Origin of the sequence: Methanomassiliicoccus sp. (genome assembly GCA_012719175.1) — an archaeon.
Taxonomy (GTDB): Archaea; Thermoplasmatota; Thermoplasmata; order Methanomassiliicoccales; family Methanomassiliicoccaceae; genus UBA6.
The window spans coordinates 46,076-62,513 of sequence record JAAYAX010000011.1 but is presented as its reverse complement, the minus strand read 5'-3'; the positions used below and the strand labels follow the sequence as shown (position 1 = coordinate 62,513).

The window sequence follows — 16,438 nt, the reverse complement described above, 5'->3', positions numbered from 1 at the left end:
GGATAGAGGATTTATATGAAGGCCTATCGCGCTAACGGTGAGTTCAAGACCGGAAAGTTCAGCTGGCAGAAGTTCAGCATCGAGATCGCCGCTGAGAATGAGGCCGGTGTCACCGAGCAGATCTATTCTAACTTGGGAAGCCGCCACAAGCTCAACCGCACGCAGATCAGGATCGCCGAGATCAAGTCCATACAGGGCGATGAGATCATCAGCCACACTGTAAAGTACCTCGCTGAGGGTCACTGATGAACGAGCAGGAGCTGCGGCAGGCGATGTCCACACTGGAGCTCTTTCGGGCCCAGTTGGAGAGCATCGCGGAGAACCAGCAGCTCATTCAGCTCTCCCTGGAGGAGCTGGGAAGGGCGAGGGAGACCTTGAACCAGTTCCAGAACGCCAAGGAAGGCGACGAGCTGCTGGTGCCGATCGGCGGCAATTCCTTCGTGTTCGCCAAGGTGGCCACCAACGCCAAGGCAATTGTGGGCATCGGGACCGGCATCTCGGTGGAGAAGAGCATGGACGAGGCCATCAAGACCATGGACGACCGCTCCAAGGAGCTGCTGGACACCATGAACAAGCTCAACGATCGCCGGCTGGCCATCGAGGAGCAGGCCAACGTGCTCTCGCAGGCCGTACAGCAAGAGGTCCAGGCGCTTCAGCGCAGTAACTGAGCATGGGGGTGGCCATCTGTTCGACTCGCTCAAGAAGAAGCTTTCCGCGCTTCGGGGCAAGGCGACAGAGCTGCCCTCCAACGCTGAGGAGGCGGTCGGCGACAGCGGCCGCAAGATAGACGAGAAGGAGGTCGACGAGCTCCTGTGGGAGCTGGAGCTGGGTCTTATGGAATCCGACGTCGCCCTGCCGGTCATCGAAGAGATCAAGAACAATGTCCGCGAGGGACTGGTCGGCAAGAGGGTCGACCGCAAGTACAGCCTTGATAAGGTCGTGGAATCCTCCCTGCGCAATGCCATAGAAGCGGTCCTCAAGAAGAGCGAGTTCGATTTTGATGGTTATGTGAGCTCGCATGAGAGGCCGGTCATCATAATGTTCGTGGGCATCAACGGCACGGGCAAGACCACGGCCATCGCCAAGCTCGCCAACCGGCTGCAGAAGCAAGGCCTCACCACGGTGCTGTCCGCCTCCGATACCTTCCGTGCAGGCGCCATCGAGCAGCTCACCGTGCACTCCGAGAGGCTGGGAACCAAGATCGTGAAGCACCAGTCGGGCGGGGACCCTGCAGCGGTGGCCTACGACGCGGTGGACCATGCCAAGGCCAAGCGCCGGGACGTGGTCCTCGTGGACACCGCCGGACGGATGCAGACCAACACCAACCTCATGGACGAGATGAAGAAGATCAAGAGGGTCATCAGCCCCCATCTGGTCATCTTTGTGGGCGACTCCCTGGCGGGGAACGATGCCATAGAGCAGGCGGTGGCCTTCGACAAGGCGGTGGGGATAGACGCGGTGATATTGACGAAGATCGATACCGATGCCAAGGGCGGAGCGGCGCTGTCCATCGCCAACGCCATCGGGAAGCCCATCGCCTTCCTGTCCACCGGGCAGGGGTACGAGGATATCATCAAGTTCGACAGCAAGTGGATGCTGGAGCGCCTGTTCTCGGAATGAGTTTCGGCGAACCGATGCTTAATTTGATTACTTTTGCGGTTGGTATCGACGACGATATCAAATGTTGCCGTATGTCATCATTCACAACGCCGTGAGCGTGGACGGAAGAATGGACCGGGTGGACGTGGACCTGGAGCTGTACTACTCGCTCATCTCCACATGGAAGGAGGACCTCACCCTGGTAGGCTCCGAGACCTTCATGGACGCCGATCAGTGGGAGGCGTGGGTGCATGATGGCACCACCGACCCCTCCAAGCCGTTGCTGTCGGTCGTGGACGGCCGGGGACGGTTCAAGATGTGGGAGAAGGCCGTGCCTTCCCCGTACTGGCGGGCGGGGGTGGCCCTGTGCTCCCGGTCGACGCCTCAGGACCACCTCGACTACCTCAACCGGGTGGGGGTGGACGTCATCGTCACCGGGGAGGAGAAGGTGGACCTGAGGGAGGCCCTCGAACGTCTGGCCAGCGACCACGGTGTGAAGGTGATCAGGGTCGACAGCGGGGGCACCCTCAACGGAGCCCTGCTCCGGGCCGGGCTCATCGACGAGGTGAGCGTGATAGTGCTGCCTCAGCTCATCGGCGGCACGACCCCCAGCTCCCTGTTCCGGGCTGAAGATCTACCCGCAGGGGCCTCCCCCACCTCCCTGGAGCTGATCTCCTCGCAGGAGCTGAAGAACGGGACGCTGTGGCTGCGCTACCGCGTCCTTAAGTGATCAGTAGTCGGGCAGGGGGTCCTTGATGACCCCGGGGTAGCACAGCTGGGACAGGAGCACGGAGAAGACCTTGGCATCATTGACCAGGTTGTCCACCCGGATGTACTCGTCCACCCGGTGGGCCATCTCGTCCAGCGTTTCCCACACATAGGCGTCCATCCCCTCGAGGCGGAACCAGTTGGCGCAGGTCTGCCCCCCGATGCCGGTCATGGTGGGGCTCTTTCCGAGCACCCGGCGCACGGCCTTGCTCAGCGCCTTGGCACCCTCCCCATCGGCCCGGGAGGCTTGTCCTGCCGGGTCCACGCGGACGGCCTCCACAGTAATAACGGCCCCGGTCCTCTGCTCGAAGATCCTCGCCACCTCCTGGGCTGCCTCCACGCACTCCTGGATATCATACTCAGGGAGAAGACGGACATCGAAGAAGGTCACGTCCTCGCCGGGGATGGTGTTGACGTTCTCCACGTTGGCCAGCCGCTTGGTGGGCTCGAAGGTGGAGCGTTCAGGGTCAAAGAGAGGGTTCCTGGAAGGGAACCTGCCCCGCAGCTGTTCAGAGAGGAAGACCAGCAGCTCCGAGCCCACCAGCAGAGCGTTGATGCCCTTCTCGGGGGTGGATGCGTGCACCTGCTTCCCTTTCACCACGACCTTGAGCCAGATGATGGACTTCTCAGCGATCTCGATGACGGAGCCGTCCGCCGCGCCGGCGTCCGGGACATAGATGACGTCATCGGCGCCGAACAGCCCCTCCTTTATGAGGTACTTGATCCCATGGTCGGAACCGGCCTCCTCGTCGGCCACCACGGCCACCCCGAACCCGAGGTCGGGATCCAGCCCTGTGTCCAGAATGGACCGGGCCGCGAAGATGGAGGAGATCACCGCCTGTCCATTGTCCTCCGAGCCCCGTCCGTACAGCTTCCCGTCGACCACCGTTCCGTCGAAGGGGGGGTAGGTCCAAGCCTTCATGTCCCCCGGGGACACGGTGTCCATGTGAGATACGATCCAAACGGTGCGCTCGACCTTTCCATTGCGCCTGGCGAGGACGCTGGGGCGCACGCTGGAGGCGACCCTGCTGTCCGGGGAATTGAAGACGCGGATGTCCTGGAAGCCGCTCCTCCGCAGGAGATCCTCGATGAAGCGGGACCTTTCCAGCTCCCCCTGTCCCCCGTTCTCCGGTCCCATCGCCGGGATCCTCAGCATGGCCTTCATCTCCTCGATCATGTCAGGCCGGTACTTCTCTACAGATGCCAAAAGTTGCTCCATGGTAGGCAGGGGTAACACCATGCCGAAATGGTCAAGCGAAATATATCATGTCGCCTTCAGAAGGTGGAAAAAAGCCCCGGTCCAGCGGCGGACCGGGGTCGTGCGTTCACTCCCGGCGCACTATCATGGAGACGGCGTTGCCGCCTCCCAGGCACAAGGTGGCCAGGCCTGTGTGTGCCCCGCGGTCCTTCAGGGCGTACAGGAGAGTGGTCAAGACCCTAGTGCCAGAGCATCCGATGGGGTGGCCGAGGGCGATGGCACCTCCGTTGACGTTGAAGCGGTCGTCCGGCACTCCCAGCTCCTTCTTCACGGCCACCGAGGCGGTGGCGAAGGCCTCGTTATGCTCGAACAGATCGATGTCGTCGATGGTCATGCCCGCCTTCTTCAGCACAGCTCGCGTGGTCGGTATGGGGGCCTCCATGATCCACTCCGGCTTCGTTCCACCAGTGTGGTAGTCAACAATGGTGGCCAGGGGCTTGATGCCATGCTCATCGGCATACTCCCGCGATGCCACCACCACGGCCGCGGCACCGTCGCTGAGCTGAGAGGCGTTCCCTGCGGTGACGACGCCCCCCTCCTTGAACGCAGGCCTGAGCTTGGCGAGAGATTCCATGGAGATGTCCGGCCGCACACCCTCGTCCTGACGGAACGCGACCTCTTCCTTCTTGCTCTTGATCATCACCGGGAATATCTCCTCATCGAACTTGCCAGCCTTCATGGCCGCCAGAGCCTTCATGTGGCTCTGGTAGGAGATGGCGTCAGCGTCCTGGCGAGTGACGTTGTAGCGCTCGGCCACGATCTCGCCGGTGTTGCCCATGTGCTGATCGGTAGGTGCGTCCCACAGACCGTCCCTGACCATATGGTCCACTATCTTGTTGTCCCCCATGCGGTAGCCGAACCGCGCCTCCATCAGAAGGTATGGTGCAGCGCTCATGCTCTCCATGCCTCCGGCGACAACCACGTCGTTCTCGCCGGCGCGTACCGATGTCGCCGCCAGCATGACCGTCTTCAGGCCTGAGCCGCATATCTTGTTCACGTTCAGCGAGCCTATCTCCACCGGGAGGCCTGCCTTCAGCGCCGCCTGGCGAGCGGGGTTCTGACCGGTACCAGCGGAAAGGACGATGCCCATCATGCACTCCTGTATGTCCGCCGGCTCCAGGGTAGCCCTTTTCACCGCTTCGGTGATGGCGAACGCTCCCAGCTGGGGAGCGGAGAAGTTCTTCAACGAGCCTCCGTATTTTCCGACCGCAGTGCGGGCGGCACTGAGGATGACTGCTTCCTTCAATTGATCATACTCCTTTAAAGGTCTACAGGGAACCGATGCTCCCATCCAGCCAGGCCAGCGCCTTAATCTATTAAAAAAGTGACGGTTAGTTTATACGACAATGGTCGAGGTCAGGCCCATCCTCTTCAACGGTTTGGAAAGGTGGCGGCGGGAGCAGACCGGCGGCTCGTACCATCCAGGCGTGAGCACCCGCTGCCCCTCGGAGATGGTTGGACGGTCGGCAACGGTACCGCATCGGCGGCAACGATATCCCTGTCCTCGCCCCGCCGATTTCATGTTCTTTCCGCAACTTGGGCAGGGAGGGTTGCTGCGGACCGTGGCTGGGGCTAAGGAGATCACCTGGAACTTCTCCAGGTTGAGGGTCCGGGGCTGTTCCCGCAGTTCTCCTATGACCTTGACGCGATCGCCGGGGAGAAGCGCCCGGACCAGGTCCCGGAAGCCCTTGGAGGGCTCGTAGGCAGCGCACTCCAGCGGTCCCGCGCGTGAGCTCATGGAGAAGATGACGTGTCCGCCGGGGACGGTGCGGGGTGACGCGAGCACCGCTCCCTCCACCTCGTAGCTGCGGTTGGGGGCGAGGTCGGTCCATTCCCGCAGCACGTGGTCGTCCGTCCCCTGGTTGCTGATGAAGAGCATCCAGCGGTCAACCGGTTCCGAGGATATGGAGCGCTGCGCCTCGATGAGGTCCATGGGGGAGTCGCCCCTGATGCCGTAGAGTATGGGGCAGGTGGTATGGGGAATGATGGCGGGCCGCTGGGTCAAGGCATCGTAGTTGTTGAAGGTGGAGGGAAATCGTTCGTCCAGGAGGGACACGTCCCGGGAGGACACCTCACGGGGGGAGCCCCACAGGTCCTGGCGGCGATAGGTGAGCACCTCGTAGGTGCGGTCTCGGGGCGACCATGACGCGGCCGCTGCGGCCCCTATGAGCCCCCGGCCGGAGTTGAGCTCGTATGTCTTCGCGTCCACATCATGCAGCGCGTTGACGGCATCCTGCTTGGCGATTATCTCGCTCACCGCGCGGAGGTATAGGTCCGGCCGGGGCGGGCGGGAGGACACCACCAGACCGGGATCGGAGTCGTCAAGCTGGGACCATCTCTCCAGAATTGGCCGGCAGCGATCGAGGACATCGTCAGGGTCCGGCTCCTGCACGGAACGGGCATAGCTGAGGATCTCCCGCTCCCCGATGCGGCCGATGGGGCGCGGTCGGCCGGTCCCCTTCCCGACACGGATGCATATGGCGCCGTTGCCCCTGGTCTTCCAGGGAACGGCAGGGTTGAGGCGCACCAGGCGCGGAAGGCCGATAACATCCAGGTCTGGGAGGGCCCTCACCAGCTCCGTGGCCAGGAAGGTGGTGCACATCCAAGTGGATGAATCGGTGTCGTCGGCGGCGATGATCAAGGCATCTCTGGGGGGAGTAGGAAATGCTCATATCAATCATTTCCGGTCGATCGCGGTCAAGCTGCTTACGATGAAGAACTCAGGGTCCTCAGAGGAACGCTGCAGGGCGATGTGCGCCGCGGTACCGGCGGGGATGCTGGTAGGCAGCAGCTCTGAAGAGCAGAAGGCGAGGGCCTCTCCCCCCAGGCCATCGGATATGTTCAGTAGGAACCCGCCGGTACACCCACGGCAGTGCTGGACTACCACCGTGAGCTCGGTGATGTCCTCTCCCACGGCCTCGATGCATGCGACCTCTATAGGTTGGAACTCGCTCATCGCCATCAGGGCCACGATGGCCGTAGCCGCTGCCACAAGGACATGCCTTGGCTCAGCCTCGGGAAGGTTCATGGAACTATGTCTATGCCCTGGAGGTATGGAGGCTTTCCCGATGCATTCAACCTACGTGGATAATCTTGAATAGGGCAGTGCGTATTTGCCCCTCATGTCGAAGCCGTTTACGGTCCAGCATGCCGAGACGCTCTCGGTTGCTACTCTTTTGATCGGTGTTGTCATCTTCGCGGTGGGTTTGCTCGATCTCCTCAACATGCGCTTCGTAGAGGTAGGGACCTGGGGATATTGGCTGCTGGGCATTGGTGCCGTAATGCTCTTGATCGGATTGATCTGGCTCGCAAGCTACCGCCTCAATGTGAGAAAGTTCAACAAGCTTATGGAGGAAAAGAGCAAGGCCAATTTCACCAGGAACATGGACGACGTCGAGTACCTCGCCTGGAGACTTCCACTGAAGTTCGAGGAGCGCCTATCGGCCAAGAAGAAGGAGCTGGGCATTAAATAGAACGTGCCTCCAAGAGGGGGACCCCTTTATTTCCACTGGAACCGGTGGGCCCTACCTGGTCTGTTACCAGGTCTGTTCATATGAGAGGTCGGTGCGTCTTCTTATTCTTCGTATCAGATCGCCCGACCTCCCAAGGCCACGATGTGGTTGACGATACGTGAATGGTCCTTTTCCTGAGAGAAGAGATGTACCTCCACATCGTCACCGTAGTCGACCTTGACGACCTCGGTGTGAGCGTGCAGCCAAGACAGAAAGGGATTGACACCTTCGACATGGGGTATGCGAAAGCTCATCTCCACGGGATACTCGAAGGTTGAGGTGATGACCCTTCGAAGTTCCTGCACCCCCTCACCGGTGGCAGATGACAGGACCACGACCTCCCGCACGGGAACGACGTCTCGGGCCATTCTTACCTTTGCTAGTACGTCCGAAGCCAGGTCCTTCTTGCTTAGAACAAGGACCAGAGAATGAGGATCGACCTCTGGGAACAGGACCCCCCTGGAGGTCTCGAGCTTCCTTCGCATCTCCTCAATGCTGTCGGAGCAGTCCGCGACGAGGATGACCAGGTCGGCGAAGTACACCTCATCGATGGTGCTCTTGAACGACTCGATCATGAAATGGGGAAGGTTGGAGAGGAATCCGATGGTATCTGTGATCAGTATCTGTTTGCTTTCTCCATCCATTCTCCCAGTGGTGGTGGAGAGAGTGGAGAAAAGGCGATCCTCCACCAAGGCCCTCTCCGTCGTGAGGGCGTTGAGCAAAGTGGACTTTCCTGCATTGGTGTAGCCAGCTATCGCTACGAGATTGAAACCTTTCTTTCTTCTTTGTTTCCTTTTATTACTATGGTCCGTCTCCAGTCTCCTAAGTTCATCATCGATCCGACTAAGCTGCCGACGAATAAGCTCATAGTAAGCATCGGTCTCGTACTCACCTCCACCCAGGAAGCCTGGGTGCTCTCCGCTCTTGGCATTATGGATCCATTCTCGGAGGAGGGGGATCTCATATATGAGCTTCGCACGATGGACCTGGAGCTGTGCCTCCCGGGAGAATGCCCTGGTGGCGAAAATGTTTAGGATCAATCGAACACGGTCGATGCATTCGATCTTCAGTTCTCGCTCTAGGAGAAGATGCTGAGATGGTTTGAGACTTCCATTGAATATCAAGAGATCGACAGGTCGTTTTTGAAGAAGTTCCTTAAGTTCACTGAGCTTTCCTTTACCGACAAAGCTCTTGGGGTGGGGTCGATCTCTTCGTTGAAGGACCTCGTATACGACCTGATAGGACATTGATGTCGCTAGATCCTCGAGTTCGATCACATCTTCTTGAAGGGTCACAACGGCGACAGGTAGTGTTCTATTTTTTGGGATTGCTTCGTTAGACGTTTTCTTTCCTTCCTTCTTTTCTCTATAATATAACGTTAGTATATTGCATTTCTCTATCTCTCTCTTTCTTCCTTTCCACTCTCTATCTGCATATCTTTCTTCTTATCCAAGGAACTCGTCTTTCAAAGGTTCTCTCGATCAGGAGATATTAAGCAGCCAGATACTTTCTTTTTAATTATCATGTCAACAAAAGGCGCCCGGTACCTAAGCTTCCTCTGCGCCCACTCAAAAATTTTTCAGTTCCACTGGAAATAAAGGGGTGGGGGTCATCTTCTTACAAACAGGGATAAAGAGTGTACTTATCTGGCCTCTAGTTCGAGACAAACTAAAATATACCTGCCTCTCATACCATTTTCGGGCAAAAAAGCGACCGCTTTTCCAATGGAAGAAAAGGGGTGGGGCGGTACCTTTTAAAAAAATTTTAGATGGGGAGCCGATTATGGACGAAACCGTATTCCAACAATACCTAAGCTCAAAAAAGATATTCCAAAGGAACAGAGAGATCCTAAGACCTTCTTATATTCCCGACGAGCTTCCCCACCGAAGAGAACAGATCAATCAGCTGGCATCCATCCTTGTGACCGCCTTGAGGGGCGAACGGCCTTCCAACGTTCTCATTTTCGGAAAGACGGGCACGGGAAAGACCGCGTCCGTTAAGTACCTGGGAAAGGAGATCAGGAAGGCCGACAGCGAGTTCAATCGCGTTAACTACCTCTACATGAACTGTGAGGTGGTCGACACTCAGTACGGAGTCCTTCAGAATGTCGGTAACATGTTCATAGAGGATTTCAACGACCGCATCCCCTTCACTGGATGGAGCACTGAGCGCGTCTATAACATCCTCAGGGAGAAGATCGATGAGACCAACCGGGTGGTGATCCTCGTGTTGGACGAGCTCGATAAACTGGTCTACAAGTCAGGCGACGATGTCCTCTACCATCTCTCCAGGATCAACGATGACCTGCAGAACGCCAAGGTCTCCCTCATCGGCATATCCAACGATCTGAAGTTCACCGAGTTCCTCGATCCCCGGGTCAAGAGCCGGCTGGGGGAGGAAAAGATGGTTTTCCCGCCGTACAACGCCGAGCAGCTGAAGGATATCCTGAACCAGCGCTCCAATATCGCCTTCTATCAGGGGGTCATAGATCCAAGCGTGGCGCCATTGTGCTCGGCCTTGGCGGCCCAGGAGCACGGCGACGCCCGTCGCGCCTTGGACCTGCTCAGGGTCGCCGCCGAGATAGCTGAGCGCAACGGAGACGATAAGGTGACCGAGGCCCACGTGTACAAGGCCAAGAACAAGATAGAGCTCGATTGCGTGACCGAGGCCATCAGGACCCTTCCCACCCAGTCCAAGCTGGTCTTGATGAGCATCATTCTCAATGAGGAGAGGGGTGAGGGCCGGCTCACCACGGGTGACGTCTATGAGACCTACAGGGAGCTCAGCCACATAGTCGGCGTGACAGTGCTCACGCAGCGCAGGATCACCGACCTCATCTCCGAGCTGGACATGCTGGGCATTATCCACGCGCGCGTGAAATCGTTCGGTAGGGGCGGCCGGACCAAGGAGATAGAGTCCTCGGTACCTCGAGTGGAAACGCTGAAGATACTGGAGGAGGACGAGATCCTTCAATCCATCAAGAACTACCGGCCCAAGAACCAGACCACCCTGATCTGATCATTCCGGAGGGTCTCTCTTCTCGGAGCCATCATCCTTCGCCTTGTTCTTCCCAAACGGTTGAACTCCCCTCCTCTTCATGAGGTCGAGTATTATATCCATTATGATGGGCAGGAGGACGATGGCGGCGATACACCCTATGAGGTTGACTACACTGTTCCGGGGGGTATAGGATGGAGCTGTTCCGGTGGCGTACAACTTGAGCAGGCCGAACCACGGCAGCTCGCCGCGCGCCTTTCCCACAAGCCACTCGTCCTTGACAGGCTCCTTGATGGTGCTGATCCACTTCTGATCGTACTTACCCATGTATGTACCGTCGGCACCCTCGTACCAGTTGTAGTCCCCCATGGTTATCAGCCCGCCATGGGGCGTGCCGCTGTAGTTCGGGGACTTCATGTAGTCGAGCATGGCGGTCAGGTCGATGGAGAGGGTCACTTTCTGGTACCCGATGTCGTACAGGTCCAGGACCCCGTCTATGTTCCACCACCTCTTCTCATCACCGGTCACCGACCACATGTTCAACGGAACGTTCGCCAAGGCAGGTACATCAAAGCCCCCTCCCGTGGTATTGTACACCAGATTGCACATGGCCCTATGGATTATGGGCTTGGACATGCCGGACTTATAATAGACGATCACGTCCCCCAGCTCACCATAGGTCGAGTGGCCGGCGGCCACCGCATCAAGGTACGTCACGACCTCGTTGGTCGATGTGACCTTCTTAACGACCACGATGTCCCCGGTGTCTATCGTCCCTATGGAACTCTCATCAGCATGCTGCATGCTCTTGGACTCGATGACGACCATGGGGGGCCATAATCCACTGTAAGCGAACACCGCTCCCAGCAGCAACAGGAAGACCAGGGGGGCAATGATGAACGCCTTAAGGGACGACAGCAGTCCAAGCAACCTCTTGCTCTGAGGGGGCACACCCTCATCAATGCAAGGGAAACTATAATAGATTTGGCAGTCGTGTCGCGCCCCTGATGCCAGGCCAGAAACGCTCAACCGGCGATGGGAAAATACATATGGGAACTAGGGAATCGTCCCTCTATGGGCAGGCCTGATAACGACACCTACTTTATGCGCATGGCCGATCTGGTGGCAACCCGCTCCACCTGCCTGCGGCGGAACGTGGGGGCTGTCGTGGTCAAGGAGAAGAGGGTCCTGACCACCGGTTACAACGGCGCCCCCAAGGGCCTGAAACATTGTGCCGAGGTGGGCTGCGTGCGGTTGGAGCACAACATCGAATCAGGGACGCGCCATGAGCTATGCCGGGGCGTGCACGCGGAGCAGAACGCGGTCATACAGGCCGCCTACTTCGGGGTTAGCATCAAGGACTCGACGATATACACCACCAACTTCCCCTGTATCATGTGCACCAAGATATTGGTCAATGCGGGGATCAAGGAGATCGTCTACAAGGACGATTACGTCGACGAGCTCTCCCGGTCGGTCCTCGACGAGAGCGGGATAAAGGTCCGAAGATACACCGGACCGACCGCGGACGAGAAGTGAGGACAGGGTCCGCATATGGAATGAATTTTTTATTTACCAGTCTTGATGATTTCTGATTTCAAAAATCAGACTGGATGGCCAGTGAAACCCATGGATGATAACGTCGCAACTAACAACAGTTTAAATATTATGAGTCTATACTCATGAAACCTTCCGGAGAGAGATCTGTGGGCAAAGCTGATACACTTCTCCAGGTACGAGATACCGAGGCCAAAGCAAGCCGAATTGTAGAGGAAGCGGACGAAAAGCAGAAGGCGATCCTGGTCGCAGCCCGCAGGGAGGCGATCGAGAAGTACCAGACTGCAGAGGCCGCTATCCGAAAGAAGACCGAGGCCGCCGTCTCACAAGAAAAGGCAAGCCTTGCCGCTCAAAGGAGCGATTCGATGCGCAAGGGGACAGAGGAGGCTGCCAAGCTGATGGCGAAGGCTAAGGATCGAATCCCCAAGGCAAAAACGCACATCAGGAACCATTTTGAGAGGACATTCGATGCTGCTACCGGAACAAATGAGTAAGATACTGGTCATAGGGACCAGGGACCGGCTGCCGGGAACTATCGACCTCTTGTATTCACTTGAGAACATCCATGTCGTCGACTTTTCTGAAGAAGAGGGGTTCACTTTGGGTGCGCCCCTGGCCACTGCCTCTGACGCTTCGCACAAGCTATTGAAGCTGCGTTCATTAGGCAAGGACCTCGAGCTCGACGAGCACGGCCACCATGAGAGAATGTCCGTCAAGCAGGTGGAAGATACCCTTGACAAGACCCTCTCCGATATCGAGTCAGAGATCGCGATGGTCGTAGAGTCCAAGAACGCCAAGCAGACCCGCCTCATCGAGGCTGAGACATACCTCAAGTCGCTGGAGGCGTTCAAGGGAATACCCCTGGACCTGGAGATGTATCGAGGCTACAAGAACCTCGAGGTGTTCACCGGGCAGGTCAAGACGGACCCAGAGCCGGGCGTACGTGAGGTATTGGGTGACGACTTCGAGATGTTCAGGGACAGCGGAGACAACAATTTCATAGCGCTGTTCGTTCCCAAGGCCAAGGCTGAAGAGGTCGAGAAGGCCCTGATAAAAGCCGGTTTCACCGACGTTCCTGCACCTGCGGGAACTGGCATGCCGGCCGAGATCGTCAGCAAGTTGGAGCAGGAGATCTCCAGCCTCAGCAAGGAATCCGAGGACGTCTCCGCGAAGCTGAAGGAGCTCCAGGAGAAGCATGCCACGTCCATCTTGGCCTCGGATGAGTATCTGAGCATAGAGGTGGAGAAGGCAGAGCTCCCGCTGAGGATGGGTGCTACGGACCACTCTTTCGTTCTTGAGGCCTGGGTGCCTACCAACGAGTATGGTGGCATAACCAAGTCCTTTTCCGACAAGTTCGGTGACGACATATACATCGAGCTCCTGGAAACGAAGGAGAGGAAGGAGAAGCATCATACCAAGGCGGAGGGGTCGGTGGAGGCGGGCGTAATGACCGCTGAGGCCATTGCCGTCCCCATGAGCGAGGAGACCCCCGTAAAGCTCAAGCACCGCAAGGTGGCAGATCAGTTCTCATTCTACACCAAGTTGATCAACAACCCTCGTTACAACGAGATCGATCCGACAATAGCCCTTACACTGTTCTTCCCTGTCTTCTTCGGCCTCATGATCGGAGATGTGGGGTACGGGCTGATATTCACTATCCTGGGATGGCTGGGCCTTACGAGGGCTAAGAGCAAGGATTGGCGGGGTCTATCCACTATCCTGTTCTACGGTGGTATAGTCTCAGTGTTCCTGGGCTTCTTCCTGTTCGGGGACATGTTCGGGATAGAGTTCACTGCAATTCATCACGGTGTGTCAGAACTTAGCAGCGTCACTTACACGTGGGCTGGTCTGTTGGGCATAGATATCCCGCACGTTCTGTTCAGCATCGGGGACTTCCCCGTCCAGCTAGGCTACTTCAGCAAGCTCGAGGACGTCAAGATGCTGCTCTATATCAGCGTCTGGATAGGGTTCTTGCACCTGATGGTAGGTCTGATCCTGGGACTGTACAACGTGTCACTGAGGCACGGCATCAAGGCCGCGATCTTCGAGAAGTTCTCGTGGATCCTGATCCTCGCCGGCGGCGCCTTGATGCTGCTGGTCATGGTCGACGTGCTCATCCTGGGCGGAGAGCTTAATGTGATGGACCCGTTGTTCCTAGGCTCACTGGCGCTGTTGATCCCAGGGCTTGCCCTGGCCTTGATAGCCGAGGGTGGGAAGGCCATCATTGAGCTTCCCGAGCTATTGAGCAATGTAATATCTTACACTCGAATAACCGCGATTGGGATGTCCAAGTCCGGAATGGCCTTGGCCTTCAACTACATCGCGATCGGACTTATAGCGCCCGAAGGTGGAGTATTCCTGGCGGTGGCCCTGCTGATATTCGTCGTAGGCCATCTGATGATCTTCATCCTGGGTCTAATCTCGGCCGGTCTGCAATCCATCAGGTTGCAGTACGTCGAGCTCTTCACAAAATTCTTCGAAGGCGGCGGTTTGGAGTTCAACCCGCTGAAGATTGAGAGAAAGCATACTATGGAGGAATAAGACATGGTAGACGTTAGCATTGGTGGTGGACTGGTTGCGATTGGTGCTGGACTGGCCGTTGGACTTGCGGGATTGGGAACGGGTATTGCCGAGGGTCCTATCGGAGCCGCTGCGGTCGGTGCGATCGCTGAGGATGAGAAGCTGTTCGGTAAGAGCCTTATCTTCACCGTCATTCCCGAGACCATCGTCATCTTCGGTCTGGTCATGGCCATCCTGCTCTGGATCAAGTTCTAAGCAGGAAGCAACTGGACAGGGGCTGACTCATGGCACTGGACAAGGTAGCCAATGATATCCTGGAAGGCGCCAGGCAAGAGGCCGCGAAGCGCATCCAGGACGCGGAAAAGGAGCGATCGAAGATCCTCCAGGAATCCGACCAGAGGATAGACAAGTTGCAGAAGGCAGAAGACAAGGAGCTCCAGGAGACCCTCAACAGGATGAGGCGACAGGAGCTTTCCAGCGCTGAGCTGGAATCGAAGAAGGTCATACTCAACGCCCGAAAGGAGATCTTGAACCAAACCTTCGCGGAGACCCTCAATGAGCTATCCGCTCTGGACCCGAAGCAAAAGTCTGCCCTATACAAGAAGATGCTGGCCGATGGTAAGAAGATCATCCACCATCCCAAGGTCCTCATCCCCAAGGGAGAGGCCGACCTTCTTGCTGGCCTCAGGGGCTGTGCGTCCCTGACCGAGATCGACATGGACCCCGGCTTGATCCTGGAGTCCGAGGACGGCGCGGTCCGGCTGGACTATCGCTTCAAGTCGATTCTGGAAGGTATCTGGGATCGAGAGCTGAAGAACGTTTCGAACATACTCTTCGAGTAAGGGTACTTTGGTGAATAAATGAAAGGACAAAGTCTGCGCAGGGGGAACTACGAGTACGCGACCACTCGGGTCAAGGCGAAGAAGAGCTCCCTGCTGACCAAGGACAACTATCCCAAGTTGCTGATGATGGACCTGAACGAGATCGGCAGGTTCATGGGCGAGACCAGGTACAAGGTCGAGATGACAGAGCTGGCGTCCCGGTATTCGGGCGTCGACCTTATCGAGCTCGGCGTGTCCAAGAACCTCGCCCGTACCTACAGGGAGGTCATCAGCTTCTGCACTGGGGACCTCCGGGACATGGTCTCCACCTACCTTCGAAGGTGGGACTTCTGGAACATTAAGACGATCCTCCGAGGTAAATACTCAGGGGCATCCCTTGAGGAGATCCAGGAGGACCTAGTTCCGGCTGGTAACCTCAACGAGGAGAGCCTGAACTCCCTGATCTCCCTGAACACACCCAGGGAGGTCTTGGACGCCCTTACATCAAAGGGAGATATGCATATTCCCGAAGAGATGATGGCGAACTTCGAAAAGGGAGGAACGCTCGCTCCCATCGAGGACTATTTCGACAAGTTCTACTACGAGCGGTTGCTGGCAGCGGTCATGCCAGACACCAAGCCCAAGAGGGATTTCCTCACCTTTATCAAGAGAGAGATAGACATCACGAACATCAGGACGCTCCTGAAACTGAAGCAAGCCAACATCCCGGCGGAAAAGATCAGGACCTACCTCATAAAAGGAGGTCGGGACCTGGACCTTACCGAGTTGAACAGGCTGTCTGGGCTGGAGACGTTCGACCAGTTGATCGATGAGCTATCCAAGTTGCCTTTCTACAACGAGATCAAAGATGGAGTGGAAACGGCCAAGCAGACCGGAAATCTCAGCGAGGCCATGCTGGCCTTGCAGCACTATCTGGTCAGTGAATCGGAGAAGTTCTCCCACATGTACCCCCTGTCGGTGCTTCCGGTTATCGACTTCCTAATCCGGAAGAGGATAGAGGTGGATAACCTCCGGATCATCGCTCGTGGTAAGGCCTCGGGCATGCAGCCGGATGCGATAAAGAAATTGCTGGTGATGTGATGGAGTTCGCGGTTGTTGGCAGTGAGGAGTTCGTTCTCGGTTTCCGTCTCGCAGGCGTAAGGAGGGTGTACACCGCCCAGCCCGATGAGATGGAGGCCAAGGTATTGGAACTGATTAGTGACACATCCATTGGTATCCTAGCAGTGAACGCTAACGAACTTACGAAGATCGGACCCAACACTCGAAAGAGGATGATGGGTAACATCTCCCCGGTCGTTATTCCGGTCGGAGGAGAGGAAGGCGACCTTAGAGAGAAGGTCAAGAGCGCAATTGGCGTTGATTTATACAAGACCGAGAGGGATTGA

General features: G+C 57.3%; 19 protein-coding genes. 13 read left to right on the top strand and 6 right to left on the bottom strand.

Annotation, left to right across the window (positions count from 1 at the left end; all coding sequences use genetic code 11):
* The first annotated feature begins 15 nt into the window (after positions 1 to 15).
* The 4 genes from GXX95_08095 (at position 16) to GXX95_08080 (ending at position 2,329) form a co-directional block, all read left to right on the top strand.
* Positions 16 to 246 (top strand): 50S ribosomal protein LX, encoded by a 231-nt coding sequence (locus GXX95_08095; GenBank protein ID NLT38103.1) that lies wholly within the window; start codon positions 16 to 18, stop codon positions 244 to 246.
* The gene (gene pfdA / locus GXX95_08090) at positions 246 to 668 is read left to right on the top strand and encodes a prefoldin subunit alpha (protein ID NLT38102.1); all 423 of its coding nucleotides are present in this window, start codon (positions 246 to 248) and stop codon (positions 666 to 668) included. The genes GXX95_08095 and pfdA overlap by 1 nt, the downstream gene beginning before the upstream one ends.
* Positions 669 to 684: 16 nt before the next feature.
* On the top strand, positions 685 to 1,620 hold the full coding sequence (gene ftsY / locus GXX95_08085) for a signal recognition particle-docking protein FtsY (GenBank protein ID NLT38101.1): 936 nt from the start codon (positions 685 to 687) through the stop codon (positions 1,618 to 1,620).
* A 61-nt stretch (positions 1,621 to 1,681) separates the two neighbouring features.
* Positions 1,682 to 2,329, top strand: a complete 648-nt coding sequence (locus GXX95_08080; protein NLT38100.1) for a RibD family protein — start codon at positions 1,682 to 1,684, stop codon at positions 2,327 to 2,329.
* Here the strand turns inward: GXX95_08080 and GXX95_08075 are convergent, their stop codons facing one another.
* The 4 genes from GXX95_08075 to GXX95_08060 form a co-directional block, all read right to left on the bottom strand.
* Complete coding sequence (locus GXX95_08075) at positions 2,330 to 3,574, bottom strand: M20 family metallo-hydrolase (protein NLT38099.1); 1,245 nt, start codon at positions 3,572 to 3,574, stop codon at positions 2,330 to 2,332.
* Between the two features lie 118 nt (positions 3,575 to 3,692).
* A complete protein-coding gene (locus GXX95_08070) occupies positions 3,693 to 4,871 on the bottom strand; it encodes an acetyl-CoA C-acetyltransferase (protein ID NLT38098.1) in 1,179 nt (392 codons plus the stop codon).
* Between the two features lie 90 nt (positions 4,872 to 4,961).
* Positions 4,962 to 6,266: a DUF1743 domain-containing protein gene (locus GXX95_08065; GenBank protein ID NLT38097.1), complete on the bottom strand. Its 1,305-nt coding sequence runs from the start codon at positions 6,264 to 6,266 to the stop codon at positions 4,962 to 4,964.
* 36 nt (positions 6,267 to 6,302) lie between these two features.
* Positions 6,303 to 6,653, bottom strand: a complete 351-nt coding sequence (locus GXX95_08060) for a hypothetical protein (protein NLT38096.1) — start codon at positions 6,651 to 6,653, stop codon at positions 6,303 to 6,305.
* A 148-nt stretch (positions 6,654 to 6,801) separates the two neighbouring features.
* Between GXX95_08060 and GXX95_08055 the strand changes: the two genes are divergently transcribed.
* Entirely contained in the window at positions 6,802 to 7,098 is a 297-nt protein-coding gene (locus tag GXX95_08055) for a DUF3198 domain-containing protein (protein NLT38095.1), read from the top strand.
* Between the two features lie 113 nt (positions 7,099 to 7,211).
* Here GXX95_08055 and hflX read toward each other — a convergent pair whose 3' ends face one another.
* On the bottom strand, positions 7,212 to 8,414 hold the full coding sequence (hflX, locus tag GXX95_08050) for a GTPase HflX (protein ID NLT38094.1): 1,203 nt from the start codon (positions 8,412 to 8,414) through the stop codon (positions 7,212 to 7,214).
* A 505-nt stretch (positions 8,415 to 8,919) separates the two neighbouring features.
* Here hflX and GXX95_08045 point away from each other — a divergent pair.
* The gene (locus GXX95_08045) at positions 8,920 to 10,155 is read left to right on the top strand and encodes an ORC1-type DNA replication protein (protein NLT38093.1); all 1,236 of its coding nucleotides are present in this window, start codon (positions 8,920 to 8,922) and stop codon (positions 10,153 to 10,155) included.
* Here the strand turns inward: GXX95_08045 and GXX95_08040 are convergent, their stop codons facing one another.
* On the bottom strand, positions 10,156 to 11,085 hold the full coding sequence (locus GXX95_08040; GenBank protein ID NLT38092.1) for a S26 family signal peptidase: 930 nt from the start codon (positions 11,083 to 11,085) through the stop codon (positions 10,156 to 10,158).
* 123 nt (positions 11,086 to 11,208) lie between these two features.
* Between GXX95_08040 and GXX95_08035 the strand changes: the two genes are divergently transcribed.
* The 7 genes from GXX95_08035 (at position 11,209) to GXX95_08005 (ending at position 16,438) form a co-directional block, all read left to right on the top strand.
* Positions 11,209 to 11,673 carry a cytidine deaminase gene (locus tag GXX95_08035; GenBank protein ID NLT38091.1) on the top strand — a complete coding sequence of 155 codons (465 nt, stop codon included), beginning with the start codon at positions 11,209 to 11,211 and terminating at the stop codon, positions 11,671 to 11,673.
* A 167-nt stretch (positions 11,674 to 11,840) separates the two neighbouring features.
* The gene (locus GXX95_08030) at positions 11,841 to 12,185 is read left to right on the top strand and encodes a hypothetical protein (protein ID NLT38090.1); all 345 of its coding nucleotides are present in this window, start codon (positions 11,841 to 11,843) and stop codon (positions 12,183 to 12,185) included.
* Positions 12,160 to 14,232, top strand: a complete 2,073-nt coding sequence (locus GXX95_08025) for a V-type ATP synthase subunit I (GenBank protein ID NLT38089.1) — start codon at positions 12,160 to 12,162, stop codon at positions 14,230 to 14,232. The genes GXX95_08030 and GXX95_08025 overlap by 26 nt, the downstream gene beginning before the upstream one ends.
* 3 nt (positions 14,233 to 14,235) lie before the next feature.
* Entirely contained in the window at positions 14,236 to 14,466 is a 231-nt protein-coding gene (locus tag GXX95_08020; GenBank protein NLT38088.1) for an ATPase, read from the top strand.
* A gap of 29 nt (positions 14,467 to 14,495) precedes the next feature.
* Positions 14,496 to 15,053, top strand: a complete 558-nt coding sequence (locus GXX95_08015; GenBank protein ID NLT38087.1) for a hypothetical protein — start codon at positions 14,496 to 14,498, stop codon at positions 15,051 to 15,053.
* Between the two features lie 18 nt (positions 15,054 to 15,071).
* On the top strand, positions 15,072 to 16,133 hold the full coding sequence (ahaC, locus tag GXX95_08010; protein NLT38086.1) for an ATP synthase A1 subunit C: 1,062 nt from the start codon (positions 15,072 to 15,074) through the stop codon (positions 16,131 to 16,133).
* Positions 16,133 to 16,438 (top strand): V-type ATP synthase subunit F, encoded by a 306-nt coding sequence (locus tag GXX95_08005; protein ID NLT38085.1) that lies wholly within the window; start codon positions 16,133 to 16,135, stop codon positions 16,436 to 16,438. Before ahaC ends, GXX95_08005 begins: the two co-directional genes overlap by 1 nt.

Coding starts and splice junctions, on each gene's coding strand:
- ahaC (NLT38086.1), top strand. CDS start 15,072: ATGAAAGGACAAAGTCTGCGCAGGGGGAACTACGAGTACGCGACCACT.
- GXX95_08045 (NLT38093.1), top strand. CDS start 8,920: ATGGACGAAACCGTATTCCAACAATACCTAAGCTCAAAAAAGATATTC.
- GXX95_08095 (NLT38103.1), top strand. CDS start 16: ATGAAGGCCTATCGCGCTAACGGTGAGTTCAAGACCGGAAAGTTCAGC.
- GXX95_08035 (NLT38091.1), top strand. CDS start 11,209: ATGGGCAGGCCTGATAACGACACCTACTTTATGCGCATGGCCGATCTG.
- GXX95_08060 (NLT38096.1), bottom strand. CDS start 6,653: ATGAACCTTCCCGAGGCTGAGCCAAGGCATGTCCTTGTGGCAGCGGCT.
- GXX95_08015 (NLT38087.1), top strand. CDS start 14,496: ATGGCACTGGACAAGGTAGCCAATGATATCCTGGAAGGCGCCAGGCAA.
- GXX95_08080 (NLT38100.1), top strand. CDS start 1,682: ATGTTGCCGTATGTCATCATTCACAACGCCGTGAGCGTGGACGGAAGA.
- pfdA (NLT38102.1), top strand. CDS start 246: ATGAACGAGCAGGAGCTGCGGCAGGCGATGTCCACACTGGAGCTCTTT.
- GXX95_08025 (NLT38089.1), top strand. CDS start 12,160: ATGCTGCTACCGGAACAAATGAGTAAGATACTGGTCATAGGGACCAGG.
- GXX95_08005 (NLT38085.1), top strand. CDS start 16,133: ATGGAGTTCGCGGTTGTTGGCAGTGAGGAGTTCGTTCTCGGTTTCCGT.
- GXX95_08020 (NLT38088.1), top strand. CDS start 14,236: ATGGTAGACGTTAGCATTGGTGGTGGACTGGTTGCGATTGGTGCTGGA.